Origin of the sequence: Micromonospora sp. NPDC001898 (assembly GCF_042891255.1) — a bacterium.
GTDB lineage: Bacteria > Actinomycetota > Actinomycetes > Mycobacteriales > Micromonosporaceae > Micromonospora.
Genome location: NZ_JBIATC010000002.1, coordinates 114,731 through 140,461, shown reverse-complemented (window position 1 = coordinate 140,461; position 25,731 = coordinate 114,731). Strand labels below are relative to the sequence as shown.

Sequence of the window (25,731 nt, the reverse complement as noted above, 5' to 3'; positions counted from 1 at the left end):
AGGTACACCGGTGGTCCCGACAGGACGGCCGTCGGTCGCGACGCACCGACGGGCGACGGGGTCGGCCGCGACGCCGCGCGCCATGGTCTTCGACCCGGCGGCGACGCGCGCCGTGGCCTCCGACCCGGCGGCGCCCGAGTCGCCCGCTCCGGTGCCTGCCCGGAAGTCACCCGGGCGGCACGCCGAAGTTCCGCCGCCATCGGCGGCGGCCAGGCCCGCCCGCTCGTCCCGACCCGTCGGCTCGCTTCGGCCCACGTCGATGTAGCGGTGCGGTCGTGAACGCCTTCGATGCCGTCATCCTCGCCGTGGTGCTGGTGCTGGCCGTCGTGGTCGTCGGCGCGGTGCTGGTGGGGCTGCGCACGATGCGCCGAATCAGCACCGCCCCCCGCCCCGAGGACCCGGCCTACGCCGCCGAGAAGGACCGCCAGGAACAGTCCCTGGCCGCGCTACGCACCGCCGCCGACGAGGTGAACAGCACCATCGACGTGGCCAAGTCCGCGGCCGCGGCGGCGCGCGCCGAGGCCGCCGCGGCGAAGGCCGAGGCGAAGGCGGCCCGCTCCGAGGCCGGGCGGGTGCTCGACGGCGCCCGAGCGGAGGCGGACACCGTCCTGGAGCGGGCCCACAAGCAGGCCGAGGCGGACGCCGAGCAACTGCGCACGGCGGCCCGGCGCAGCGGCGAACGCGAAGTGGCGGTGCTCGCCTCGACCACCCGGGAACAGGCCGCCGAGGTGGAGCGGCGGGCCGCCCGGATGGACGAGCGGGAGCGGTTGCACACCGAGGAGGTGGAGCGGTTCGCCGACCGGGAGCGCCAGCTCACCGCCGCCAGCGCTGCACTGGCCGTCCGGGAGTCTGCGCTGGTCGAGCGGGAACGGGCCCTGACCGAGGCGGAGGAGCAGGCCCGGCGGGAGTTGGAGCGCGTCGCCGGGCTGACCGTCGACGCCGCCCGCACGGAGCTGATCGAGGCGATCGAGACGCAGGCCAAGCGGGAGGCCGCGCTGCTGGTTCGGGACATCGAGTCGGACGCCCGCAGCACGGCCGATCAGCGCGCCCGGCACATCGTTGTGGACGCCATCCAGCGGATCGCCAGCGAGCAGACCGCAGAGAGCGTGGTCAGCGTCCTGCACCTGCCCGGGGACGAGATGAAAGGGCGGATCATCGGCCGGGAAGGGCGCAACATCCGCGCCTTCGAGTCGGTCACCGGGGTCAACCTGATCATCGACGACACCCCTGAGGCGGTGCTGCTCTCCTGTTTCGACCCGGTGCGGCGCGAGGTCGGCCGGGTCACCCTGGAGAAGCTGGTGCTCGACGGGCGGATCCACCCGCACCGGATCGAGGAGGTCTACGACCTGGCCCGGCAGGAGGTGGAGCAGCTCTGCCGCCGCGCCGCCGAGGACGCCCTCGTCGAGGTCGGCATCACCGAGATCCACGACGAGATGGTCACCCTGCTCGGCCGGCTGCGCTACCGCACCTCGTACGGGCAGAACGTGCTCAAGCACCTGGTGGAGACCGCGCACATCGCGGGGATCATGGCCGCCGAGTTGCGACTGGACGTGCCGACGATCAAGCGGTCGGCGTTCCTGCACGACATCGGCAAGGCGCTCACCCACGAGGTGGAGGGCAGCCACGCCATCATCGGCGCCGACCTGGCCCGCAAGTACGGCGAGAGCGAGGACGTCGTCCACGCCATCGAGGCACACCACAACGAGGTGCCGCCACAGACCGTCGAGGCCGTCCTCACCCAGGCTTCCGACGCCTGCTCCGGTGGCCGGCCGGGGGCGCGGCGGGAGAGCCTGGAGGCGTACGTCAAGCGGCTGGAGCGGATCGAGGAGATCGCGGCCGGGAAGATCGGCGTGGAGAAGGTCTTCGCCATGCAGGCGGGCCGGGAGATCCGGGTGATGGTCAAGCCCGACGACGTCGACGACATCGGCGCGGCGGTGTTGGCCCGGGACGTGGCCAAGCAGATCGAGGAGGAGCTGACCTACCCGGGACAGATCCGGGTGACCGTGGTGCGCGAGTCCCGGGTCACCGAGATCGCCCGCTGAGAGCGGGACGGCGAGGGTCTCCAGCCCTCACTGCGGCTTCGCTGCCCCGTCCACTGATCCGTGCGGCGGCCTCGGCGGATGGAGTTGCTCGGGGCGCCCCGTGTGCGGTCAGGGGGCGCCCCGAGCGCGCCTGGCCGACCAGCCTCTGGGGCAACGAGGGCGACGCGAGTCCTGCCGCGTCGCCCTCGTGTTGCTGAAGAGGTCCCTCAGCCCTGCGGCTCGACCACGGCTGGTCCGCCCACCTGGTTCGGGCTCAGGGCGGCCTGGTTCGGCGCCCGGGACGCCCGTCGCCGGGTCCGCCCGTCCAGCCAGTTCGCGAGCAGGGTGAGCAGCGTATTGATCACGATGTAGATCGCGGCGACAACCATCGCGGCGGCGACCACGTTGCCGTAGTTGGCGGAGAGGTCGTTCACGCCGCGTTGCAGCAACTCGGGGAAGGCCACGATGTAGCCGAGCGCGGTGTCCTTCAGCAGCACCACGAGCTGACTGACGATCACCGGCAGCATCGCCCGGGCCGCCTGGGGAATCAGGATCAGGCGCATCACCTGGGCCTTGCGCATACCCACCGCGTACGCTGCCTCGGCCTGGCCCCCTGGGATCGACCGGATGCCGGCGCGGAACGCCTCGGCGAGGACCGATCCGTTGTACAACGTCAGACCGATGACCACGGACCAGAACGCCGAGACCGGGCCCTGGATGAGGAACGGCACCCCGTAGAAGATGAAGAAGATCATCAGAAGCAGCGGCACGGCGCGGAAGAACTCTACGACCGCACCCGAGGGCACCCGGATCCACCGGTGCTCGGAGAGTCGGCCCACGGCGAAGACGATGCCGAAGGCGAGTGACAGGACCATCCCGGTGCCGGCCGCGAGCAGGGTCTGCTGGAGGCCCGGAACGATGAACTCGGTCCAGGTCGACGCTTCGGTGAACGGCTTCCAGAGGTGGGCTTCCCACTGGCCGGCCTCGTCGAACTTCCGGTAGATCCACCAGAGCAGCGCGACCAGACCGACGCCGAAGACCACGCTGAGCACCGCGTTGCGGGCGCGGGCCCGCGGCCCCGGGTGGTCGTAGAGGACGTTGCTGGCGCTCATCAGCGCTTCACCGCCAGTCGGTTGGCCAGCCAGCCGAAGAAGTAGCCGGTGGGAATCAGGAGCGCGGCGAACGTGCCGGCGAAGACCGCGAAGATCGCGATGACCGCGTCACCGTTGCTGTTGATCAGGTCCTTCATCACGCTGGAGGACTCCATCAGCCCGATCGTGCCGACGATCGTGGCGTTCTTGCAGAGCGCGATGAGGACGCTGCCCAGCGGGGCCACGACGGCCCGGCCGGCCTGGGGCAGCACCACGATCCGCAGGGTCTGGAAGAAGGTGAGCCCGATCGCTCGGGCGGCCTCCGCCTGTCCGTTCGGCACCGTGTTGATGCCGGAACGAACGGCTTCACAGACGAACGACGCGGTGTAGACGGAGAGGCCGACGACACCGAGCCAGTAGTTGTTCAGGTCCAGGTCCTCGGCCAGGCTGAGCCCCAGGGTGGAGAAGAGGCCGAAGTAGCAGAAGAAGATGATCAGGGTCAGCGGGGTGTTGCGGAAGATGTTGACCCAGGCCGTGCCGAGGCCGCGCAGCACCGGCACGGGGGAGACCCGGAACGCGGCGAGCAGCACGCCGAGAAGCAACGCGAGGACCGCTGCCGCACCGGTCAGCTTGAGGATCCAGAGAAAGCCCGACACATACGCGTCGAAGTTGGCCTGGTCAGCGAATACGTGCATGCGTCGACTCCCGGGGCACGTTGTCGGCGTCGTGACGGACCGGGGCCGACACCGTCACCGGTGCCGGCCCCGGAACCAGTCAGACGCTGCCGCAGTTGGTCAGCTTGGTGGTGTCCAGCTCGGGCGCGGCCTTGCCGCTCTTGCCCAGCGTGGCGTCCCAGGCGGTCTTGTAGGTGCCGTCCGAGGCGGAGGCCTTGAGGATCTCGTTGACCTTCTCGCAGCCTGCCTTGTCGTCCTTCTTCAGGCCGATGCCGTAGGGCTCGGAGGAGAAGGGCTTACCCACCACCTTGAACTTGCCGGCGTACTGCGTCTGCGCGGCGTAGCCGGCGAGGATGATGTCGTCGGTGGTGACGGCGTCGACCTTGCCGTTCTCCAGCAGCGGCAGGCACTTCGAGTACGAGTCGAACTGCTGGAGCTTGGCCTTCGGGTGCTCCTGCTGGATCCGCTTGGCCGGAGTGGACCCGGTCACCGAGCAGACCGTCTTGCCGTCCAGCGCCTCCGGGCCAGCGAGGGTCGAGTCCGCCTTGACCAGCAGATCCTGGCCGGCGATGAAGTACGGCCCGGCGAAGTTGATCTTCTGCTTGCGCTCGTCGTTGATCGTGTACGTCGCCACGACCAGGTCCACGGTGCCCTGCTGGATGAAGGGCTCACGGTTGGCGGAGACCGTGGTCTTCCACTCGATGTTGGCGGCTTCGACGCCCAGGCCCTTGGCGATGATCTTGGCGATCTCGACATCGAAGCCCTCGTAGGTGCTGCCGGTCTGCAGGCCCAGCCCCGGCTGGTCGGCCTTCACGCCGATGACCAGCTTCTTCTGGCTCTGCGCCTTGCCGACAAGGCCCTTGCTGCCCGAGCCGCTGCCGCCGCCGTCGTCGTCGCTTCCGCAGGCGGTCATTCCCAGTGCAAGGGCGGCCGCCGCGGCTACTGCCGCCACGCGCTTGATACGCATACTCATCTCCTTCTCGACGGGGCACGCCAGGGGGCGGAGTGCTCCGGTACGGGCGCCTAGTGCGTGAGGATCTTGGAGAGGAAGTCCCTGGCCCGCTCGCTGCGCGGGTTGCCGAAGAACTCAGTCGGGGGAGCGTCCTCGACCAGCCTGCCGTCGGCCATGAAGATGACCCGGTTGGCCGCGTGCCGGGCGAAGCCCATCTCGTGGGTGACCACGACCATGGTCATGCCCTCGCGGGCCAGCGAGGTCATCACGTCCAGCACCTCGCCCACCATCTCCGGGTCGAGCGCGCTGGTCGGCTCGTCGAAGAGCATCGCCTTGGGCTGCATGGCCAGCGCGCGGGCGATCGCCACCCGCTGCTGCTGGCCGCCGGAGAGCTGGGCGGGGAACTTGTCGGCCTGGTTGGCGATGCCCACCCGGTCCAGCAGGGCCAGCCCGCGTTCGCGCGCGCTCGCGGCCTTCTCCTTGCGGACCTTGACAGGCCCCAGGGTGACGTTCTCCAGGATGGTCTTGTGCGCGAAGAGGTTGAACGACTGGAACACCATGCCGACCTCGCTGCGCAGCTTCGCCAGCGCCTTCCCCTCGGCCGGCAACGGCTGGCCGTCGAAGGTGATGCTGCCGGAGCTGATCGGCTCCAGTCGGTTGATCGTGCGGCAGAGGGTCGACTTCCCGGAGCCGGACGGGCCGATCACCACGACCACCTCGCCCTTGCCGACGGAGAGCGAGACGTCGTCCAGCACGTGCAGCGGCCCGAACCACTTGTTGACCGAGTCCAGCACGATGAGCGGTTCGCCCGTCGTCACGTCGTCCACCGTCCCTGTCGTCGTGTACGCCAGGGAGTCGGATGACCCCCGGTCCGGCCACTGTAGGCGGGCCGAGATGGCGGAACGCAACCCATCTGGTCACGGTGCGGTAACACCGGTAACGATCGTTGTCGGGCGTCCGAATCAGGGCCGGACGGCCGGGCAGGTGGCGGAGGCCACGACGTACGAAGATTATGAGGGGATGACGGAACCGGTACGCCTGACCGAATACGCCCGCGGTGGCGGGTGCGCGTGCAAGATCCCGCCCGGCGAGCTGGAGACGCTGGTCGCCGGCCTCGGCCCCGCCAGCGGCACGGCCGAGTTGCTGGTCGGCCTCGACCACGGCGACGACGCCACGGTGGTCCGCCTCGATGAGCGGACCGGCCTGGTCAGCACCGCCGACTTCTTCACCCCGGTCGTCGACGACGCGTACGACTGGGGGCGGATCGCCGCCGCGAACGCGCTCTCCGACCTGTACGCCATGGGTGGCACGCCGCTCGTCGCGCTCAACCTGCTCTGCTGGCCCCGGGAGCGGCTGCCGATCGAGCTGGCCGGGGAGGTGCTGCGGGGCGGCCAGGATGTGGCCCGGGAGGCCGGCTGCCACCTGTCCGGCGGGCACAGCGTCGACGACGACGGCCCGAAGTACGGCCTCGCGGTCACCGGCGTGGTCCGGCCGGAGGAGCTGATCACACTGGACGCCGGGCGGGCCGGGCTGCCGTTGTCGCTGACCAAGCCGCTCGGTGTGGGGGTGCTCAACACCCGGCACAAGGCCACCGGGGAGTGGTTCGCCGAGGCGGTCGCCTCGATGGCGGCGCTGAACCGGGACGCCGCCCGCGCGGCGGTCGCCGCCGGGGTCCGCTGCGGCACCGACGTGACCGGCTTCGGGCTGCTCGGGCACGCCTCGAAGCTGGCCCGGGCCAGCCGGCTGACGGTGGCGATCGACGCGGCCCGGGTGCCGTACCTGCCAGGCGCGCGGGAGGCCGTCCGCGACGGGTACGTCAGCGGCGGCACCCGCCGCAACCTGGACTGGGTCGCCCCGTGGACCGACTTCGGCGCGGCGGGCGAGGCGGAGCGGCTGCTGCTGGCCGACGCCCAGACCTCGGGCGGGCTGCTGGTCGCCGGCGAGATCCCGGGGGCCACGGTGATCGGCGAGCTGCTGCCGCGCGGCGACCACCTCGTCGTGGTGCGCTGAGGAGGGCTGTAGCGCCGGGCCGCGGTGATCGTTGACCCGGAGCGGGTGTCGGGTGCCGGATGGACCACCATACCCGATAAACTGTCATCTTTCCGTCACTCACCGCAACGGCGGGTCGGGAAATTTTGCCCAGAATGGTCACAGACCGGTAACTTGCGCCCGGCTGAGGTCAAATGCCCCCCACCATCGTCATTAAGGCCCGATCCGGAGGCCGGTGGGACGAACGCAGCGAGGAGGCGGCATGACCGAGCTGTGGAACTGGAGAATCGACGGGGTGCCCCCGGTGGAGGTCTACCCGGCGCTGGCCGAGGCCCTGGGGCGGGTGGTGATGCCGCTCGCGGTGGCCGACCCCGCACGGCTGCCCACGTACGCGGTGATCTGCGACGTCTGGCAGGCGCCGGGGGAGTTCGGCACGATCGTGGACTGTTACGGCGTGCCCGAGAGCCTGCCCGAGCTGCCCGGCATCGCCGCGCTGGCCCGGCTGCTCGGCCGTAACTGCCTACTGCGCGACGACACCCTCGACGCCGGCCGGCACCTGCTGGTCGCGCCCGACGGCACGATCCGCCCGGTGCACTTCGACGTCGCCGAGACCGACGACGGCGAGGTGCTGGGCAACCAGCGCCTCTGCACGCTGGCCAACCCCGGCTGCCGGGGCTGGTCCCGGTGCCACCGCTCCAGGTGGGCCCCGGACTCGGTCGTCCCGGCCCTGGCCGCCGCCTGACCGGGGCGGCCCGACGCCGACGGCCGGGAGACCGGCATCGCAGCCGGCCCCCGGCGCGGCGTGGCCCGCCCAGGTCCGGGCGGCCGGCTCAGCCCCCGGCGGCCGGCTGCTGGCTCCCGCCGCGGACCACCAACTGGTCGAGCAGGGTCGCGGTGGCCTCGGCGACGGCGGCCACCGCCGCGTCGAACGCCGCCGCGTTGTGGGCGGCCGGCGCCCGGAACCCGGAGATCTTCCGGACGTACTGCAACGCCGCCGCCTCGACGTCGGCCCTGGTCACCTCCGGCACGTACGGCTCACGCAAGGTCTTGATGCTTCGGCACACGGCTCCTCCTCGTTCGAGTTGATCGGCTCGCCCGGATACGCTGTCCGGGTCATGACTACCGCAGCCGTGGGCAGCCCGCGCACCTACCAGGTGCGTACGTACGGCTGCCAGATGAACGTGCACGACTCCGAGCGCATCTCCGGCCTGCTGGAACAGGCCGGTTACCTGCGCGCCGCCGAGACCGACGACAACCCGGACGTGGTGGTGTTCAACACCTGCGCCGTCCGGGAGAACGCCGACAACCGGCTCTACGGCAACCTGGGTCATCTGCGCCCCGTGAAGGACAAGCATCCGGGAATGCAGATCGCCGTCGGCGGCTGTCTCGCCCAGAAGGACCGCGGCGACATCGTCCGCAAGGCCCCCTGGGTGGACGTGGTGTTCGGCACGCACAACATCGGCTCGCTGCCGGTGCTGCTGGAGCGGGCCCGGCACAACGCCGCCGCCGAGGTGGAGATCCTCGAATCCCTCGACATCTTCCCCTCGACGCTGCCGGCGCGACGCGAGTCGACGTACGCCGGCTGGGTGTCGATCTCGGTGGGCTGCAACAACACGTGCACGTTCTGCATCGTGCCCTCCCTGCGCGGCAAGGAGAAGGACCGCCGCCCCGGCGACATCCTCTCCGAGGTCCGCGCCCTGGTCGACGAGGGCGTGCTGGAGGTGACCCTGCTCGGGCAGAACGTCAACTCCTACGGCGTCGAGTTCGGCGACCGGTACGCGTTCGGCAAGCTGCTGCGGGCCTGCGGGGACATCGACGGGCTGGAGCGGGTCAGGTTCACCAGCCCGCACCCGAAGGACTTCACCGACGACGTGATCGCCGCGATGGCCGAGACCCCGAACGTCTGCCCCTCGCTGCACATGCCGTTGCAGTCCGGCTCGGACGACGTGCTGAAGGCGATGCGCCGGTCGTACCGGTCGGAGAAGTACCTGGGGATCATCTCCAAGGTCCGGGCGGCGATGCCGCACGCGGCGATCACCACCGACATCATCGTCGGCTTCCCCGGGGAGACCGAGGCGGACTTCCAGCGCACCCTGGACGTGGTCCGCGAGTCCCGGTTCTCCTCGGCGTTCACCTTCCAGTACTCCAAGCGCCCTGGCACCCCGGCCGCCACGATGGACGGTCAGATCCCCAAGCAGGTGGTCCAGGAGCGGTACGAGCGGCTGATCGCCACGGTCGAGGAGATCACCTGGGCGGAGAACAAGCGGCTGGTCGGCGAGACCCTTGAGGTGCTGGTCGCCGTCGGCGAGGGCCGCAAGGACGAGCGCACCGGCCGGATGTCCGGCCGGGCCCGCGACGGCCGCCTCGTGCACTTCGCGACAGGCGCGGGGGGCCTCGCCGGGCGGATCCGTCCCGGGGACGTCGTGCACACCACGGTCACGTACGCCGCCCCGCACCACCTCAACGCGGACGGCGAGCCGCTGTCGCACCGCCGCACCCGGGCCGGCGACGCCGCCGAGGCGGGCCGCTCCCCGCGTACTCCCGGGGTGTTGCTCGGCCTGCCCACGATCGGCGCGCCGGCCGCGGCCCCCGCGCCGACGACCGGCTGCGCCGCCCACTGACGCGATCGGGGCCCGCCGCGCCGGCGGGCCCCGACCAGCCTTCCGACGATCAGACCGAGATCTTGCCGGCCCCCGCGCCGCCCGTCACGATCGACTTGACGCTGCTCGCGCTGTCGAGGGTGTACGGGTACGGGATGCTCTTCACGCTGCCGCCGGTCTGGCCGCTGCCGGAGCCCACGAGGTGGTTGTTCCGGGCGACCAGGGTGCCCGGCCCGGAGCTGCCCTCGCCCAGGTGGTACGGGTCGCTGACGCCGTCGAAGTAGTTGCCCTCGACGAGCACGCCGGCGCCCTCCGTGGAGGCCACGCCGTAGCCGCTGTTCTTGTAGTAGTAGTTGTTGTAGACGTGCACCGGGTTGCCGAAGCGGACCCGGGGGTGGCGCTGGGTGCTCGCGTCGAACCAGTTGTGGTGGTAGGTCACCCGCAGGTGGCCGGTGTCCTGGCTGGCGTTGTCGTCGCTGTGGCCGAGCAGCATCGACTTGTCGTGGTTGTAGACCCGGTTCCACGACACGGTGATGAAGTCCGAGCCCCGCTTGATGTCGACTGCGCCGTCGTAGCCGCCGGTGAAGGTGTTGTGGTCGATCCAGAGGTTGGTCGCCGACTCCTGAACGTTGATCGCGTCGTCGTTCCAGCTCTTGAACGTGATGTTCCGGATGATGACGTTGCGGTCGCCGTTGATGTTGAGCCCGCAGCCGGAGATGGTCGCCCCCGGGTTGCCGAGGATGGTCTTGTTCGACCGGACCCGCAGCATGCCGGAGCAGGTGATGGTGCCGGAGACCCGGATCACCGCGGCGCTGCTGGAGCCGACCGCGGTGGTCAGCGCGGAGGCGCTGGTGACGGTGGTGGTCGCGGCGTTGCCGCCCCCGGTGGTGCCCCCGTTCTGGGTGGCCCAGCCGACCAGGTCGGTCGGCGCGGCCGACGCCGGCGCGGTGGCGGCGGTGAGGGCCCCGGCGACGAGGACCGAGGCGGTGGCGGCTGCGGCGAGCAGCGTCGTCCGACGTCGTGACGTGATGCGCATGGTGCTTCCCTTCGGTGGTTCGGGTGCGCGGGCCGTCGGCCGATCGCCTGGCGCCTACCCGGTGGCGCCGGGGTCGACCGGGGACGGTGACCCGTGCCCCGCCGGTGTGGACTGCCCCTGGAGTGAGAAGCGGCTCCCGTGCTGGCGCCACCAACGGTTGCAGGTAAGCGCTTTCCTGATGTAAGCACAGATGTCTATCGATGTAAAGTCCGGGCCCGGCGATGTCCCCGAGCTGCCCGGAAGGGCCGACGGACGTCGGACGTCGGGCCCGGGGCGGCGAGGGCGCGGACAGCCGGGAGCCCCCGGTCCCGTGGTGGGACCGGGGGCTCCCGGAGTTGCTGGGCTCAGCCGGCCTGCTCGGCGAGCTGGAGGAACTGGCGCTTCGAGGCGAGCGCCTGCTCGGCATCCTTGATCCGCCGGGCGTCCCCGGCGGCCTGGGCCCGGGCCAGCCGCTCCTCGGCCTCGGCGACCTGCACCCGCATCTGGGTCAGCAGCGGGTTGTCCTCCTTGGTGGTCCGCCGCCACGCGGAGTCCATCACCTCGCGGACCTTGTCGTCGATCGCGCGCAGCCGGCGCTCCAGTCCGGCAGCCGCCTCCCGAGGAACCCGGCCGGCCTCGTGCCACTGCGCCTGGATGTCCCGCAGCCTGGCCTGAGCACCCTTCGGGTCGCTGTCGATGTTCAGCGCCTCCGCCTCGGCGATCAGCGCCTGCTTGCGCTCCAGGTTGCCCCGCTGCTCGTCGTCCCGGGCCGAGAAGACCTCGCTGCGCCGGGTGAAGAAGGCGTCCTGGGCTGCCCGGAACCGTTCCCAGAGCTTCTGCTCGGCCTCCTTGGAGGCGCGGGGGGCCGCCTTCCACTGGGTCATCAGGTCCTTGAGCTGGTTGGCTGTGGCCGCCCAGTCGGTGGACTCCTTCAGCTTGTCAGCCTCGGCGACCAGCTCCTCCTTGACCTGCTGCGCCTGCTTGCGCTCGGCGTCCAGGGTGGCGAAGTGGGCGCCCCGGCGGCGGGTGAAGGCGTCCCGCGCGGCGGCGAAGCGCTTCCACAGCTCACCGTCGGCCTTCTTGTCAACCCCGCGGACGGTCTTCCACTCGTCGAGGATCTCCTTGAGCCGGTCGCCGGCGGTCTTCCAGCCGGTCGACTCGGCGGCCAGCTTCTCCGCCTCCTCCACCAGGGCGGTCTTGCGGGCCAGCGCCTCGACCCGGGCCGCATCCCTGGCGGCGCGGGCCTCGCCCGCCTTCTCCTCGGCGACCGCCGCGAGCTTGTCCAGCCGCGCGACCAGCGCGTCGATGTCGCCGACGACGTGCGCCTCGGCGAGCGAGGCGCGGATCCGGCGGATGGTGGTCAGCGACCCGCCCGCGTCAGCCGCGCCCGACTTGAGCCGCGCCTCGGTCAGGTCAACCTCGGTGACCAGGTCCGCGAAGCGGCGGGCGAAATGGGCCAGCCCCTCCTCCGGGGCTCCCGCCTGCCAGGATCCGACCACCCGCTCGCCCTCGGCGGTCTTGACGTACACAGTGCCGTCCGCGTCCACCCGTCCGAAGGCCGTCCAGTCGCTCATGTGCCCATCCTCGATCTCCCGGCGTCGACGGGACAAGCCCGCGATCGCCGCCACGGCGCAGCAAGTTACTCCCGGCATTGTCACAGGTCCGCCCCCGTCCGCGTCGAGCGCCTGTCGTCGACCGTGACCATACGGTGTCCTAGAGCCGGATGACCGGATCGGCGCGGGGACGCACCGGCGGGTCCGGCTACGGTGAACGGGTGCCTCTGGTCGCCGCCGCCGTCTGCCCCCATCCGCCTCTGCTCGTGCCGGAAGTTGCCGGCGCCGCCGCCGGCGAGCTGGACGAACTCCGCGCCGCCTGCGCCGCGTCCGTGGCCCGGCTGCTCGCCGCCGGGCCGGACGCGATCGTGCTGGTCGGCGCCGGGCCGGCGACCCTGTCGTTCCGGTCCGCCGACTACGGCTCGCTGCGGGCGTACGGGGTGGACAGGCAGGTGCGACTGTGGCGGGTCAACTGTGCGGGGGGTGAGCGCCTTCCGCTGAGCCTGACGATCGGCGCGTGGCTCCTCGGCCGTTCCGGCACCGGGCTGCCCCGGTTCGCGCACTCGATCGCCACCGACGCGCCCCCGCAGGAGTGCGCCCGGGTCGGCGCCGAGCTGGTCGGGGCGGCGGCGGAGCACCGGGTGGCGCTGCTGGTGCTGGGGGACGGGTCGGCGTGCCGCGGGACGAAGGCGCCCGGCTACGACGACCCGCGCGCGCAGGCGTACGACGACGGGGTGGCCCGGGCCCTGGCGGACGCCGACGCCGAGGCCCTGCTCGGCCTCGACCCGGCGCTGTCGGCGGAGCTGAGCGCCGCCGGCCGGGCGCCCTGGCAGGTGCTGGCCGGCGCGGTCCGTGCGGCGGGTGGTGACTGGCGCGGCGAACTGGGCCACCACGAGGCGCCCTACGGCGTCGCCTACCTCGTGGCCAACTGGGAGCCGGCGTGAGCGCGGGCGGCGTCCCGCCCGGCACGGTGGTGGCGGTGGTCGGGCCGACCGCCGCCGGGAAGTCCGCGCTGAGCATCGCCCTCGCGCGGGCCCTGGACGGCGAGGTGGTCAACGCCGACTCGATGCAGCTCTACCGGGGCCTGGACATCGGCACCGCGAAGCTCACCCCGGCCGAGCGGGAGGGCGTGCCGCACCACCTGCTCGACATCTGGGAGGTGACCGAGCCGGCCAGCGTCGCCGAGTACCAGCGGCTGGCCCGCGCGGCGGTCGACGACATCCTGGCCCGGGGCCGGGTGCCGCTGCTGGTCGGCGGCTCCGGCCTGTACGTGCGGGCGGTGCTGGAGCGGTTCGAGTTCCCCGGCACCGACCCCGTCGTGCGGGAGCGGCTGGAGGCGGAGCTGGCCGAGGCCGGCCCGGCCCCCCTGCACGCGCGGCTGCTCGCGGCGGACCCGGCCGCGGCCGGGGGCATCCTGCCCGGCAACGGCCGGCGGATCGTCCGCGCCCTGGAAGTGATCGAGCTGACCGGGGCGCCGTTCACCGCGTCCCTGCCCGAACCCACCCCGTACTACCCGTCCGTGCAGCTCGGGGTGGACCTGGACACCACCGCGCTGGACGAGCGGATAGCCCTGCGGGTGGACCGGATGTGGGCCGACGGTCTGGTCGCCGAGACCCGGGCCCTGGTCGGGTGCGGCCTGCGCGAGGGCCGCACCGCCAGCCGGGCGCTCGGCTACCAGCAGGTGCTGCGCCTGCTCGCCGGGGAACTGACCGAGCGCGGGGCGCGCGACGAGACGGTCCGGGCCACCCGCCGGTTCGTCCGCCGACAGCGCTCCTGGTTCCGCCGCGATCCCCGGATCCACTGGCTGGACTCCGCAGCGCCGGGCCTGGTTGCCGACGCCCTGCGTCTCGTCCCCGCCGCTGCGCGATGATGGGGGGCGTGGAGTTCACCAAGGGGCACGGCACCGGCAACGACTTCGTCATCCTTCCCGACCCGGACGGCGCGCTCGACCTGACCCCGGGGATGGTCGCCGCGCTGTGCGACCGGCGGCGGGGCCTCGGCGCGGACGGCGTCCTGCGGGTGGTGCGGGCCGCCAAGCACCCCGAGGGCGCCGCCCTGGCCGGCGACGCCGAATGGTTCATGGACTACCGCAACGCCGACGGGTCGGTCGCCGAGATGTGCGGCAACGGCGCCCGGGTCTTCGTCCGCTACCTGCTGGAGACCGGGCTGGCCACGCCGTCCGGCGCGGCGCTGCCGGTGGCCACCCGCGCCGGCGTCGTGCGCGCGCTGGTCGAGGGCGACACGGTCTCGGTCGAGATGCGCCGCCCCCGGCTGTACGACGTGGCGACCGCCGCCCTGGGTGGGCTGACCCTGCCGGGCACCGCCGTGGACGTCGGCAACCCGCACCTGGTCTGCGTCCTCCCCGGCGGCCTGGACCTGGCCGGCCTGGACCTGACCCGGGCGCCGGTGTTCGACGCCGGGGTCTTCCCCGCCGGGGTGAACGTCGAGTTCACCGCGCCGGGCGACCCCGTCGGCGGCACCGACGTCCACGTGCTCATGCGGGTCTACGAGCGGGGATCCGCCGAGACGCTGTCCTGCGGCACCGGCGCGTGCGCGGTCGCCGCGGTCGCCCTGCGCGACGCCGGCCGGGAGACCGGCACGGCGACGGTCGACGTCCCCGGCGGCCGCCTCACGGTCACGGTCACGGACGACTCCTGCTGGCTCGCCGGGCCAGCCCTCCTGATCGCCACCGGCACAGTCACCCTCCCCGGATAGAAGCCCGGGTCGCCCCCAACAGGGGTCAGGGGGTGGCGCTGGCGGTGGCGGCGATTTCCGGGAGGTCGGCGGGGCCCGGGTCGGCGGCGGGAGGCGGGGCCGGGGACTGGGCGGCGGCGCGGACGGCGGCGGCGACCGCCGGGGCGACCCGGGAGTCGAAGACGCTGGGGACGATGACCGTCGGGTTGATCTTTTCCTCACCGACCACGTCCGCGATCGCCCGGGCGGCGGCGATCGCCATCTCCTCGGTGAACTCCTCGGCGTGCGCGTCCAGCATGCCCCGGAACACGCCCGGGAAGGCGAGCACGTTGTTGATCTGGTTCGGCTGGTCGGAGCGCCCGGTGGCCACCACGGCGGCGTGCTTGCGCGCCTCCCGGGGGTCGACCTCCGGGTCCGGGTTGGCCAGCGCGAAGACGATCGAGTCCTTGGCCATGGCGGCGATGTCGTCGCCGGTGAGCAGGTTCGGCGCGCTGACGCCGATGAACACGTCCGCGCCGCGTACCGCCCCGGGCAGGTCGCCGGAGTAGTTGTCCTTGTTGGTGTTCTCGGCCAGCCACTGCCAGGCCGGGTTGAGCCCGCTCAGGCCGGGGTGCAGGGCGCCCTGGCGGTCGCACGCGATGATGTCGCCGACGCCCTGGCGCAGCAGCAGCTTCATGATCGCGGTGCCGGCCGCTCCGGCGCCGGAGACGACCACCCGGACGTCCGCGAGCTGCTTGCCCACCACGCGCAGCGCGTTGGTCAGCGCGGCCAGCACGCAGATCGCGGTGCCGTGCTGGTCGTCGTGGAAGACCGGGATGTCGAGCAGCTCGCGCAACCGGGCCTCGATCTCGAAGCAGCGCGGCGCGGCGATGTCCTCCAGGTTGATCCCGCCGTACGCGGGCGCGATCGCCTTGACGATCGCCACGATCTCGTCGGTGTCCTGGGTGTCCAGCACCACCGGCCAGGCGTCCACCCCGCCGAACCGCTTGAACAACGCCGCCTTGCCCTCCATCACGGGCAGCGACGCGGCGGGCCCGAGGTTGCCCAGGCCGAGCACGGCCGAGCCGTCGCTGACCACCGCGACCGTGTTGCGCTTGATGGTCAACCGGCGGGCGTCCGCCGGGTTCTCGGCGATCGCCATACAGACCCGGGCCACCCCCGGGGTGTACGCCCGGGACAGCTCGTCGCGGTTGCGCAGCGCCACCTTCGAGCTGACCTCGATCTTGCCGCCGAGGTGCAGCAGGAACGTGCGGTCGGAGACCTTGCGGACGTCCACCCCGTCGAGCGCGGTGAGCGCGTCGACCACCTGGTCGGCGTGGCCGGCGTCGGCGGTGTCGCAGGTCAGGTCGACCAGCACGTGGGTCGGGTCGGAGTCGACCACGTCCAGCGCGGTGACGATCGCCCCGGCCTCGCCGACGGAGGTGGTCAGCCGGCCGATCGAGGAGGCGTCCGCGGGCACGGCGATCCGGATGGTGATCGAGAACCCCGCACTCGGAAGTCGGGTGATGGCCACGGGAATGCCTCCGTCAACGCTGATCGGCCGGTCGTATGTCGCCCCGCATTTCTACCCGCCCGCACCGGTCGCGTCGCATTCGCCCCCACTTTTGGTGGTCCATGCAACGGGCATATAGCTGGTGCGTTCGACGTTGTCACATGTCAGGATTGCTCGTACGCGACGGAAAGCCGTCGCTTCGGTACAGAACGGACAGGGAGGCGCACTTGCGCGACCAGGAGACCTACGTACCCCTCTCAGACGACGAAATCGACGCCACCACCGGGGGGTTCGAGCTGTCGGAGCGGCAGGCGCTGCGGCGGGTCCCTGGCCTCTCCACCGAGCTCACCGACGTCACCGAGGTCGAGTACCGCCAGCTCCGGCTGGAGCGGGTCGTCCTCGTCGGAGTATGGACCGAGGGCAGCCAGACCGACGCCGAGAACTCCCTCACCGAGCTGGCGGCGCTGGCCGAGACGGCCGGCTCACAGGTGCTGGAGGGGCTGATCCAGCGCCGCAACCGCCCCGACCCGGCGACGTACATCGGCCGGGGCAAGGTCGACGACCTCGGGTCGATGGTGCTCTCCTCCGGTGCCGACACGGTGATCTGCGACGGTGAGCTGTCCCCGTCCCAGCTGCGCAACCTGGAGCAGCGCACCAAGGTCAAGGTGGTCGACCGCACCGCGCTGATCCTGGACATCTTCGCCCAGCACGCCAAGAGCAAGGAGGGCCGGGCACAGGTCGAGCTGGCCCAGCTCGAATACCTGCTGCCCCGGCTGCGCGGCTGGGGCGAGACGCTGTCCCGGCAGACCGGTGGTTCCGGTCGCGGCGGCGGCGCGGGCGGCGGCGTGGGCGTGCGCGGTCCCGGTGAGACCAAGCTGGAGACCGACCGGCGTCGCATCCGGCACCGCATCTCCCGGCTGCGCCGGGAGATCAAGGCCATGAAGACGGTACGCCAGACCAAGCGCTCCCGCCGCTCCCGCAACGCCGTACCGGCCGTGGCGATCGCCGGCTACACCAACGCCGGCAAGTCAAGCCTGCTCAACCGGCTGACGGGGGCCGGAGTGCTGGTGGAGAACGCGCTGTTCGCCACCCTGGACCCGACCACCCGCAAGGCCACCGCCCCCGACGGCCGGATCTACACCCTCTCCGACACCGTCGGCTTCGTCCGGCACCTGCCGCACCAGATCGTCGAGGCGTTCCGTTCGACCCTGGAGGAGGTCGCCGAGTCCGACCTGGTGGTACACGTCGTCGACGGCGCCCACCCGGACCCGGAGGAGCAGGTCCGGGCGGTCCGCGAGGTGCTCGCCGAGGTGGGCGCCGACCGGCTTCCCGAGCTGCTGGTGATCAACAAGACCGACGCGGCCGAGGAGGACACCCTGCTGCGGCTCAAGCGGCTCTGGCCGGACGCCGTCTTCGCCTCGGCCCGCTCGGGGCAGGGGATCGACGAGGTTCGGGCGGCCATCGAGAAGCGGCTGCCCAGCCCGGCGGTGGAGGTCCGCGCGGTGCTCCCGTACGACCGGGGTGACCTGGTGGCCCGGGTGCACCGGCAGGGCGAGGTGCTCAGCGCCGCCCACCTGCCCGAGGGCACGCTGCTGCACGTGCGGGTGAATGAGGCGCTCGCCGCCGAGCTCAACCCGTACGCCGCGGAGGAGACACCTGTCGCCGTCGCCACCCGCTGAGTGACCCCGGGGCCGGTACGCCGGCCCCGGGGATCGCGGCGCCTCCGTCGGGGCGACGTCCCAGCCGGCGTGCCGGATCGGCGTCGGCCGGGTAGTGCCTGCTGGCCCGGGTCCGTATCGTCCGGTCGCGAGTGGCGGCTCAACGTCGGCGTCCCGGCGTGACTCCGGTATTCACGTGGCATGCGACACTGAACCCCATGCGCCGCGCTGTTTCCTCGGTCACGGTTGCCCTCGGCCTGCTCGGGGCGACCGTGGCGCTCTCCGGAGCCGCCCCGGCCGCGCCCGCCCCGGCCGCGCCCGCCCCGGCGGCCGCCGCACCCGAGCCGACTCCCGGCAAGAAGCGCTGCACGGTCGTCGACGAGCGGCTGCGGGAGCTCTCCGGCCTGGTGGCCACGAAGAGCGGATACGTGGTGGTCAACGACGGCACCGACGTCGAGAGCCACAAGCGGGTGTTCTTCCTCGACACCAAGTGCAAGCTGGCGAGGGAGCCGGTGCGCTACTCGGGGAAGGGTCCGCTCGACACCGAGGACCTCGCGCTCTCGCCGGACGGCGCGAAGCTGTGGATCGCCGACATCGGTGACAACATCACCAGCACCACGCGGCGGGCGCGGGTGGCGGTGTGGAGCATGCCGGCCGACGGGTCGGCCCGCCCGGTGCTGCACCGGCTCTCCTATCCCGAGGGCAAGCCACACGACGCCGAGGCGCTGCTGATCAGCGACGACGGCAAGCCCTTGATCATCACCAAGGTGGCCTCGGGAAAGGCAGAGATCTTCCGCCCGGTGGGGGCCCTCAAGAGCGGCGAGACCAGCCCGGTGCCGATGGAGAAGGTCGGCGAGATCGGGCTGCCGAAGACCAATACCGACACCCGGATGGGCCTTTTCGGCCGGGTCGCCGTCACCGGCGCCGCCCGCTCTCCCGACGGCACGAAGGTGGTGCTGCGCACGTACGCGGACGCCTTCGAGTACGACGTGTCGAACGGCGACATCGTCGGGGCGCTGACCGGCGGCAAGCCCCGGGTGACCCCGCTGACGGACCCGTTCGGCGAGGCGATCTCCTACACGCCGGACGGCAAGTCGTTCGTCACGGTCTCCGACGGCGGTGAGCTGGCCCCGGACGACCCGATCGACATCCTGGCCTACGCCCCCTCCACCACCGGCGCCGAGGCGCTGACCGGTGGCGACGCCGGCCCGTCCAAGCCCGCGGCGGGGAAGTCCTGGTTCGAGGGGCTGAGCCTCGACCAGATCACGTACCTGATCGCCGTAGTCGGCGTGATCGGTGCGCTGATGGTCGGCGCGGGCATCTTCGGCATCGTGCGGGCGCGGAAGCGCCCCGCGCCGGCCGGCGGTCCGAAGGCCCGCCAGGACGTGTCGGAGCGGGACGAGTTCCCGCTGGACGACGGCCCGGACGAGCCCGGCTACGGCCGCCCCGCCGACGGCCCGCCGCCGGGCGGGGACCGATCGCGCGGCGGGGTCTACGGCGGCGCGCCGGCCGCCGGTGGCGTGTACGGCGAGGGCCCGGCCGCCGGCGGCCCGGCCCGGGGCCCCTCCCGCGGGGTCTATGGAGGCGGCGGTGGCCGTCCCGCAGGCGGCGGTGGCCGTCCCGGCGGCGGCGGTGGCCGGCCTCAGGGCGGCGGGGTCTACGGCGGCGGTGGCCGACCGGGCGGTGGCGTGTACGGCGGGGACCAGCCCGCCGGCGGGCAGCCTCCGAGCGGAGGCCAGCCCGGCCGGGACAGCCGGCCGGTGCGCGGCGGGGTGTACGGAGCCGGCGGGCGGGCCGAGCCGCCCCGGCGGGGGCGCGACCCCCGCGACCCGCGCGACCCCCGCGCGGGTCGGCGCGGCGAGGGCGGGCCCGATGACGGGCGGGGCGGCTACGGCGGCCAGGCACCCGGCAGCGGTCGCGGGCACCGCGGCGACCGCTACTGACGGATCCGCCTACCGATCTGCCCCGACTCGGGCACCAGGTCGCCAGCGGCGCGGTGGACGATGCCTCGCTGGGGCGACGGCCCCGGGGGCGACGGCCGCCGTGGCGACCGCTGCCCGACAGCGGTCAGATCCGGCGCAGGACGGCGACGACCCGGCCCATGATGGTGGCGTCGTCGCCGGGGATCGGGTCGAAGGCCGGGTTCTGCGGCATCAGCCAGACGTGGCCGTCCCGGTGGCGGTAGGTCTTCACCGTCGCCTCCCCGTCGAGCATCGCCGCGACGATCTCGCCGGAGTCGGCGGTCGGCTGCTGCCGGACCACCACCCAGTCCCCGTCGCAGATCGCGGCGTCGAGCATCGAGTCGCCCTTGACCTGGAGCATGAAGACCTCGCCCTCGCCGACCAGCTCGCGGGGGAGGGGGAAGATGTCCTCCACCGCCTGCTCGGCGAGGATCGGCCCACCGGCGGCGATCCGGCCCAGCATCGGCACGTACGCCGGGGCGGGCCGCTGCGAGCGGGACGCCTCGTCGTCGATCATGTCGCTGGGGGGCCGGACGTCCACCGCACGCGGCCGGTTCGGGTCGCGGCGCAGGAAGCCCTTCTTCTCCAGCTCCTTGAGCTGGTAGGCGACGCTGGACGGGGAGACGAGACCGACGGCCTCGCCGATCTCCCGCACGCTCGGCGGGTACCCGTGCCGATCGACCCAGGTGCGGATGAACTCCAGGATGCGGCGCTGCCGGGCGGTGAGGTCGACCGTGGCCGGGTCGGGGAAGCTGCTGACCACCGGGGTGACCGCTCGCACGGCCGGCTGCCCGGTCCGGCTGCGCGCGGCGCGGGGGCGCCGAGTGGCCGGCGGACCCGCCTCGGCGATCTGCTGCGGGTTCTTCGGCCGGCTGGCCCGGTCCTCGGTCACGTCCGTCCTCCCTGGTCGGCGCTGGGTGCCTCGGCGGCTCGTGGTGCGTGCGGGGTGTGGCGACCGGGCGGGGCGGAACCCGCCGCGTCCGGTTGTTCTTGACCGTATAGGTGGGATCGGTCATTTTCAAACATCTGTACGACCTTCGTCGGCGTGTCGGAGCGGGAAACCGGGAAATCCGAACGCCTGTTCTGGTAAACGGTACGCGGCTCTCGAACGTCAGTTCGAGTTCCCGCCCACCCTGCCCGCGGCTTCCCGCCCTCGGCGGGTCGGCCGTGACCAGGGGGAGCGGTCCCGCGTTGGGCTTTCGGCGAGCCGGTGAGGGAGAGTGCGGGACGTGATCCTGATGACGCGCCGGGCGGGTCGGCGAACTTGATTTCGGTCCGCCGGACGCATACCGTCGACCCCTAGATGTAGTAGTCACATGGGCGTAAGTCGCCTACAGGTTGGGTTCAACTACCGACCGCACTCCCTGCTGCCGCACCCGGCGGCGGCCCCACACAGGGCCGGCGCCGCGGTTCCGTGCGTCCGGGGGTGCCCGGTGTGCCCGCCATCGACGAAGGAGGTCAGGCGATGCGGTGCCCGTACTGCAGGCACGCCGACTCCCGGGTCGTCGACTCGCGGGAGGCCGACGACGGCCAGTTGATCCGCCGACGGCGGTCCTGCCCGGAGTGCGGTAAGCGGTTCACCACCGTCGAGGAGGCGGTGCTCGCGGTGGTCAAGCGCAGCGGGGTGACCGAGCCGTTCAGCCGTACCAAGATCGGCGGTGGGGTGCGCAAGGCGTGCCAGGGGCGGCCGGTCGACGAGGACTCCATCGCCCTGCTCGCCCAGAAGGTCGAGGAGACCATCCGGGCCAAGGGGGCCGCCGAGATCCCCAGCCACGACGTGGGGCTGGCGATCCTCGGCCCGCTGCGGGACCTGGACGAGGTGGCGTACCTCCGCTTCGCCAGCGTCTACCGTTCGTTCGACTCGCTGACCGACTTCGAGCGCGAGATCGAGACGCTGCGGGCCGCCGCCCGCGCCCGCAGGGGCGCCGGGGCGGACGGCGACGCCGGGTCGGCGGCGGGGGCCGCCGACCGTACCGTTTGAGCTTTTCCTGAATTGCTGACAGTGCGACGCGCGGCGGGTGACCGCGCAGACGAGGGGGCGGATGAGATGGCGGGGGACGGCGTGACAGCCAGCCGGACGCGGACGAAGGCCGGCGCGGGCCTCAAGATCGAGCGGGTGTGGACGACCGACGGGGTCCACCCGTACGACGAGGTGACGTGGGAGCGTCGCGACGTCGTGATGACGAACTGGCGGGACGGCTCGATCAACTTCGAGCAGCGCGGGGTCGAGTTCCCCGAGTCCTGGAGCGTCAACGCGGCCAACATCGTGACCACCAAGTACTTCCGGGGCGCGGTGGGCACCCCGGACCGGGAGTGGTCGCTGCGGCAGCTCATCGACCGGGTGGTCAGCACCTACCGCAAGGCGGGCGAGGAGTACGGCTACTTCGCGACCCCGGCCGACGCCGAGGTGTTCGCCCACGAACTGACCTGGATGCTGCTGCACCAGGTGTTCAGCTTCAACTCGCCGGTCTGGTTCAACGTCGGTACGCCGTCGCCCCAACAGGTCTCTGCGTGTTTCATCCTGGCCGTCGACGACTCGATGGACTCGATCCTCGACTGGTACAAGGAGGAGGGGCTGATCTTCAAGGGCGGCTCCGGCTCCGGGGTCAACCTGTCCCGGATCCGCTCCTCCCGGGAGCTGCTCTCCTCCGGTGGCACCGCCTCCGGCCCGGTCAGCTTCATGCGCGGCGCGGACGCGAGCGCGGGGACCATAAAGTCCGGCGGCGCCACCCGGCGCGCGGCCAAGATGGTCATCCTCGACGTCGACCACCCGGACATCGAGGAGTTCGTGATCACCAAGGCGCGCGAGGAGGACAAGATCCGCGCGCTGCGGGACGCCGGCTTCGACATGGACCTCGGCGGCAACGACATCGTCAGTGTGCAGTACCAGAACGCCAACAACTCGGTCCGGGTCTCCGACGAGTTCATGACGGCGGTGGAGAACGGCGGCGGCTTCGACCTGCGCGGCAGGCTCGACGGGCAGACCATCGAGACCATCGACGCCAAGAAGCTGTTCCGCACCATCTCCCAGGCCGCCTGGGAGTGCGCCGACCCCGGCCTGCAGTACGACGACACCATCAACGACTGGCACACCTGCCCGGAGACCGGCCGGATCACCGCGTCGAATCCCTGCTCGGAGTACCTGCACCTGGACAACTCCTCGTGCAACCTGGCCTCGCTCAACCTGATGAAGTTCCTCCGTGCCGACGGTGGCTTCGAGGTGGAGAAGTTCGTCAGGTCGGTCGAGCTGGTCATCACCGCGATGGACATCTCGATCTGCTTCGCCGACTTCCCGACCGAGAAGATCGGCGAGACCACCCGCGCCTACCGGCAGCTCGGCATCGGGTACGCCAACCTCGGCGCGCTGCTGATGGCCACCGGTCAGCCGTACGACTCGGAGCAGGGCCGCTCGGTCGCCGCCTCGATCACGTCGCTGATGACCGGCACCGCGTACCGCCGCTCGGCCGAGCTGGCCGGTATCGTCGGCCCGTACGACGGCTACGCCCGCAACGCCGAGCCGCACAAGCGGGTCATGCGCAAGCACGCCGCCGCCAACGACGAGATCAAGCCCACCAGCACGGTAGCCACCGCGATCGTCCGCGAGGCGACGAAGCAGTGGACCCAGGGCAACAAGATCGGTGACAAGTTCGGCTGGCGCAACTCGCAGGCCGCAGTGCTGGCTCCGACCGGAACCATCGGCCTGATGATGGATTGTGACACCACGGGTGTCGAGCCCGATTTGGCGCTGGTCAAGTTCAAGAAGCTGGTCGGCGGCGGCTCGATGCAGATCGTCAACCAGACCGTCCCGCGCGCCCTGCGCAGCCTCGGCTACCCCGAGGAGCAGGTCGAGGCGATCGTGGAGCACATCGCCGACCACGGCCACGTGGTGGACGCCCCCGGCCTCAAGCCGGAGCACTACCCGGTCTTCGACTGCGCCATGGGCGAACGGTCCATCGCGCCGATGGGGCACGTACGGATGATGGCGGCCGTCCAGCCGTTCATCTCCGGCGCCATCTCCAAGACGGTCAACATGCCGGAGCAGGCCACCGTCGCCGACGTCGAGAAGATCTACTTCGAGGGCTGGAAGCTCGGCCTCAAGGCGCTGGCCATCTACCGGGACAACTGCAAGGTCGGCCAGCCGCTGTCCGTGGCCAAGCCGAACAAGACGCTCGCGCCCGCCGAGGCTCCGGCCGCGGTGGAGAAGACGGTCGAGAAGGTCGTCGAGTACCGCCCGGTGCGCAAGCGGCTGCCGAAGAAGCGCCCGTCGCAGACGGTCAGCTTCTCCGTCGGCGGCGCCGAGGGGTACCTCACCGCGTCGTCGTACCCCGATGACGGCCTCGGCGAGGTCTTCCTCAAGATGTCGAAGCAGGGCTCGACCCTGGCCGGGGTGATGGACGCCTTCTCGGTGGCCATCTCCATCGGTCTCCAGTACGGCGTCCCGCTGGAGACGTACGTCAGCAAGTTCACCAACATGCGCTTCGAGCCGGCCGGCATGACCGACGACCCGGACGTGCGGATGGCCGCCTCGGTGATGGACTACATCTTCCGTCGCCTGGCTCTGGACTTCCTGCCGTACGAGGGCCGCGCCGAGCTGGGCATCTTCACCGCCAAGGAACGGGCCGCCCAGCTGCGGGCCGAGGCGGAGGCGGAGAGCGCGTCGATCAGCGGTGCGGAGCTGACCGCGATGGCCTCCTCCGCCCCGGTCGAGGCACCGGAGACGAAGACCGGCCCGATCGCCCAGCCGGCGAAGGAGATCGCCGACGTCGCTGCGGCCAAGCCGGCCCCGGCGGTCGGCTCCAGCACCGAGCTGCTGGAGGCCGTGATCGGCAAGGCCGCCGACGCGCCGCTCTGCTTCACCTGCGGCACGAAGATGCGCCCCGCCGGCAGCTGCTACGTCTGCGAGGGCTGCGGCTCCACCAGCGGTTGTAGCTGACAGAAGGCAACGAGCCCCGGGCGTTGACGCGCCCGGGGCTCGTGAGCCGGGACCAGGCCGCAGGCTAGGAAGCGCCAAGTCGATGACACCGTGCCTCCCTACACTGTCCCGGTGATCCACGAAGCCCTATCTACCGCCGCCAACTACGCCGAGTTCGCCGCCCGCGAGGCGCACGGCGTGTCGCCCGCGTACGAGCGCCTGGCCCTGGCGGTCTCCCGCGACGCCGGGGTGCTCGCGTCGCTCGACACGCTCCCGCCGGCCAGGCGGCAGCCCAACCTGCTGTTCGGCGTCGTACGGTTCCTCGGCGGCCCGGTCGAGGACCCGGCCGCGTTTCGCGACTTCGTGGTGGCGCACTGGCCGGCGATCGAGGCGGAGCTGCGCGTGCGCGCCACCCAGACGAACGAGGCCGGGCGGTGCGCCGTGCTGCTGCCGGTGCTCGCCGCGCTGCCGCAGCCGCTCGCGCTGCTGGAGGTCGGCGCGTCCGCCGGGCTCTGCCTCTACCCCGACCGGTACGCCTACCGCTACGGCGGTCACCTGCTCGGCGCGGGCGAGCCGGTCCTCGACTGCGCGCTCAGCGGGACGGCGCCGCCCGACCGCCGGCCCGAGGTGGTGTGGCGGGCCGGCCTGGACCTGAACCCGCTCGACGTGACCGACCCGGCCGACGTCGCCTGGCTGGACGCGCTCATCTGGCCCGAGCACACTCACCGCCGGGCCCGGCTGCGGGCCGCCGCGTCCGTCGCGGCGGTCGATCCGCCGCTGCTGGTACGCGGCGATCTGGTGGCCGACCTGCCGGCCCTGGCCGCGCGGGCGCCGGCCGGGGCGACGCTGGTGGTGTTCCACACCTCCGTGCTCTATCTGGTGCCGCCGCCGGGCCGGGCCGCGTTCGCCGAGACGGTACGCGGCCTACCCGGGCACTGGATCTCGAACGAGGCCCCGGACGTGCTGGGGTACGACGGCCTGCCCGACCCGCCGGACGACGCGCTGCACAACGTGCTCGCGTTGGACGGCACGCCGCTGGCCTGGACCCGCCCACACGGGCAGGCGCTCACCTGGTTCGCCCAGGCTGGGCGGCCCGGTCCATTCGTCGAGCTGACGGCA

At 72.1% G+C, this 25,731-nt stretch carries 20 protein-coding genes and 1 pseudogene; 12 read left to right on the top strand and 9 right to left on the bottom strand.

What is annotated here, in order from left to right; translation table 11 throughout:
- Positions 1–275: 275 nt before the first annotated feature.
- Positions 276–2,042, top strand: coding sequence for a ribonuclease Y (gene rny, locus ACFYZF_RS05325; protein WP_387016266.1), 1,767 nt, complete (start codon positions 276–278; stop codon positions 2,040–2,042).
- 206 nt (positions 2,043–2,248) lie between these two features.
- On the opposite strand, the gene ACFYZF_RS05320 is transcribed toward rny, so the two are convergent.
- From ACFYZF_RS05320 to ACFYZF_RS05305, 4 genes are all read right to left on the bottom strand, one after another.
- A complete protein-coding gene (locus tag ACFYZF_RS05320) occupies positions 2,249–3,133 on the bottom strand; it encodes an amino acid ABC transporter permease (RefSeq protein WP_387016264.1) in 885 nt (294 codons plus the stop codon).
- Positions 3,133–3,807: an amino acid ABC transporter permease gene (locus ACFYZF_RS05315; protein WP_387016262.1), complete on the bottom strand. Its 675-nt coding sequence runs from the start codon at positions 3,805–3,807 to the stop codon at positions 3,133–3,135. Before ACFYZF_RS05315 ends, ACFYZF_RS05320 begins: the two co-directional genes overlap by 1 nt.
- Positions 3,808–3,886: 79 nt before the next feature.
- Positions 3,887–4,753, bottom strand: a complete 867-nt coding sequence (locus ACFYZF_RS05310) for a glutamate ABC transporter substrate-binding protein (RefSeq protein WP_387016260.1) — start codon at positions 4,751–4,753, stop codon at positions 3,887–3,889.
- A 56-nt stretch (positions 4,754–4,809) separates the two neighbouring features.
- Positions 4,810–5,565, bottom strand: a complete 756-nt coding sequence (locus ACFYZF_RS05305) for an amino acid ABC transporter ATP-binding protein (RefSeq protein ID WP_387016258.1) — start codon at positions 5,563–5,565, stop codon at positions 4,810–4,812.
- Positions 5,566–5,758: 193 nt separating this feature from the next.
- On the opposite strand from ACFYZF_RS05305, the gene selD reads away from it, so the two are divergent.
- Positions 5,759–6,748 (top strand): selenide, water dikinase SelD, encoded by a 990-nt coding sequence (selD, locus tag ACFYZF_RS05300; RefSeq protein WP_387016256.1) that lies wholly within the window; start codon positions 5,759–5,761, stop codon positions 6,746–6,748.
- Between the two features lie 241 nt (positions 6,749–6,989).
- Positions 6,990–7,469 carry a hypothetical protein gene (locus ACFYZF_RS05295; RefSeq protein ID WP_350885252.1) on the top strand — a complete coding sequence of 160 codons (480 nt, stop codon included), beginning with the start codon at positions 6,990–6,992 and terminating at the stop codon, positions 7,467–7,469.
- 88 nt (positions 7,470–7,557) lie between these two features.
- Here ACFYZF_RS05295 and ACFYZF_RS05290 read toward each other — a convergent pair whose 3' ends face one another.
- Entirely contained in the window at positions 7,558–7,791 is a 234-nt protein-coding gene (locus ACFYZF_RS05290; protein WP_387016254.1) for a DUF2277 family protein, read from the bottom strand.
- 51 nt (positions 7,792–7,842) lie between these two features.
- On the opposite strand from ACFYZF_RS05290, the gene miaB reads away from it, so the two are divergent.
- Positions 7,843–9,348 carry a tRNA (N6-isopentenyl adenosine(37)-C2)-methylthiotransferase MiaB gene (gene miaB / locus ACFYZF_RS05285; RefSeq protein WP_387016252.1) on the top strand — a complete coding sequence of 502 codons (1,506 nt, stop codon included), beginning with the start codon at positions 7,843–7,845 and terminating at the stop codon, positions 9,346–9,348.
- A gap of 49 nt (positions 9,349–9,397) precedes the next feature.
- Here the strand turns inward: miaB and ACFYZF_RS05280 are convergent, their stop codons facing one another.
- Entirely contained in the window at positions 9,398–10,363 is a 966-nt protein-coding gene (locus tag ACFYZF_RS05280; RefSeq protein WP_387016250.1) for a polysaccharide lyase family 1 protein, read from the bottom strand.
- A gap of 344 nt (positions 10,364–10,707) precedes the next feature.
- Positions 10,708–11,916 (bottom strand): DUF349 domain-containing protein, encoded by a 1,209-nt coding sequence (locus tag ACFYZF_RS05275; RefSeq protein ID WP_387016249.1) that lies wholly within the window; start codon positions 11,914–11,916, stop codon positions 10,708–10,710.
- A 149-nt stretch (positions 11,917–12,065) separates the two neighbouring features.
- On the opposite strand from ACFYZF_RS05275, the gene ACFYZF_RS05270 reads away from it, so the two are divergent.
- The 3 genes from ACFYZF_RS05270 to dapF are packed head-to-tail and all read left to right on the top strand — an operon-like array spanning position 12,066 to position 14,610.
- Positions 12,066–12,839, top strand: a complete 774-nt coding sequence (locus ACFYZF_RS05270) for a class III extradiol dioxygenase subunit B-like domain-containing protein (protein ID WP_387016247.1) — start codon at positions 12,066–12,068, stop codon at positions 12,837–12,839.
- Positions 12,824–13,765 carry a tRNA (adenosine(37)-N6)-dimethylallyltransferase MiaA gene (gene miaA / locus ACFYZF_RS05265; protein ID WP_387017092.1) on the top strand — a complete coding sequence of 314 codons (942 nt, stop codon included), beginning with the start codon at positions 12,824–12,826 and terminating at the stop codon, positions 13,763–13,765. Before ACFYZF_RS05270 ends, miaA begins: the two co-directional genes overlap by 16 nt.
- Before the next feature lie 8 nt (positions 13,766–13,773).
- A complete protein-coding gene (gene dapF, locus ACFYZF_RS05260; protein WP_387016245.1) occupies positions 13,774–14,610 on the top strand; it encodes a diaminopimelate epimerase in 837 nt (278 codons plus the stop codon).
- Between the two features lie 25 nt (positions 14,611–14,635).
- Here the strand turns inward: dapF and ACFYZF_RS05255 are convergent, their stop codons facing one another.
- Positions 14,636–16,102: an NAD-dependent malic enzyme gene (locus ACFYZF_RS05255; protein ID WP_387016244.1), complete on the bottom strand. Its 1,467-nt coding sequence runs from the start codon at positions 16,100–16,102 to the stop codon at positions 14,636–14,638.
- Positions 16,103–16,308: 206 nt separating this feature from the next.
- Here ACFYZF_RS05255 and hflX point away from each other — a divergent pair, with 206 nt between their 5' ends.
- Together hflX and ACFYZF_RS05245 are read left to right on the top strand one after the other, a co-directional pair.
- Positions 16,309–17,760, top strand: coding sequence for a GTPase HflX (gene hflX / locus ACFYZF_RS05250; RefSeq protein ID WP_387016243.1), 1,452 nt, complete (start codon positions 16,309–16,311; stop codon positions 17,758–17,760).
- A 197-nt stretch (positions 17,761–17,957) separates the two neighbouring features.
- Positions 17,958–19,682 carry a hypothetical protein gene (locus tag ACFYZF_RS05245; RefSeq protein WP_387016242.1) on the top strand — a complete coding sequence of 575 codons (1,725 nt, stop codon included), beginning with the start codon at positions 17,958–17,960 and terminating at the stop codon, positions 19,680–19,682.
- 124 nt (positions 19,683–19,806) lie between these two features.
- Here ACFYZF_RS05245 and lexA read toward each other — a convergent pair whose 3' ends face one another.
- The gene (lexA, locus tag ACFYZF_RS05240) at positions 19,807–20,592 is read right to left on the bottom strand and encodes a transcriptional repressor LexA (RefSeq protein WP_387016241.1); all 786 of its coding nucleotides are present in this window, start codon (positions 20,590–20,592) and stop codon (positions 19,807–19,809) included.
- Between the two features lie 573 nt (positions 20,593–21,165).
- On the opposite strand from lexA, the gene nrdR reads away from it, so the two are divergent.
- The 3 genes and pseudogenes from nrdR to ACFYZF_RS05225 form a co-directional block, all read left to right on the top strand.
- Positions 21,166–21,681 carry a transcriptional regulator NrdR gene (gene nrdR / locus ACFYZF_RS05235; RefSeq protein ID WP_387016239.1) on the top strand — a complete coding sequence of 172 codons (516 nt, stop codon included), beginning with the start codon at positions 21,166–21,168 and terminating at the stop codon, positions 21,679–21,681.
- Positions 21,682–21,747: 66 nt separating this feature from the next.
- On the top strand, positions 21,748–24,633 hold the full coding sequence (locus ACFYZF_RS05230) for a vitamin B12-dependent ribonucleotide reductase (RefSeq protein WP_387016237.1): 2,886 nt from the start codon (positions 21,748–21,750) through the stop codon (positions 24,631–24,633).
- A gap of 114 nt (positions 24,634–24,747) precedes the next feature.
- Positions 24,748–25,689 (top strand): annotated as a pseudogene (locus ACFYZF_RS05225) (DUF2332 domain-containing protein); the annotation flags it as partial.
- Between the last annotated feature and the right edge of the window lie 42 nt (positions 25,690–25,731).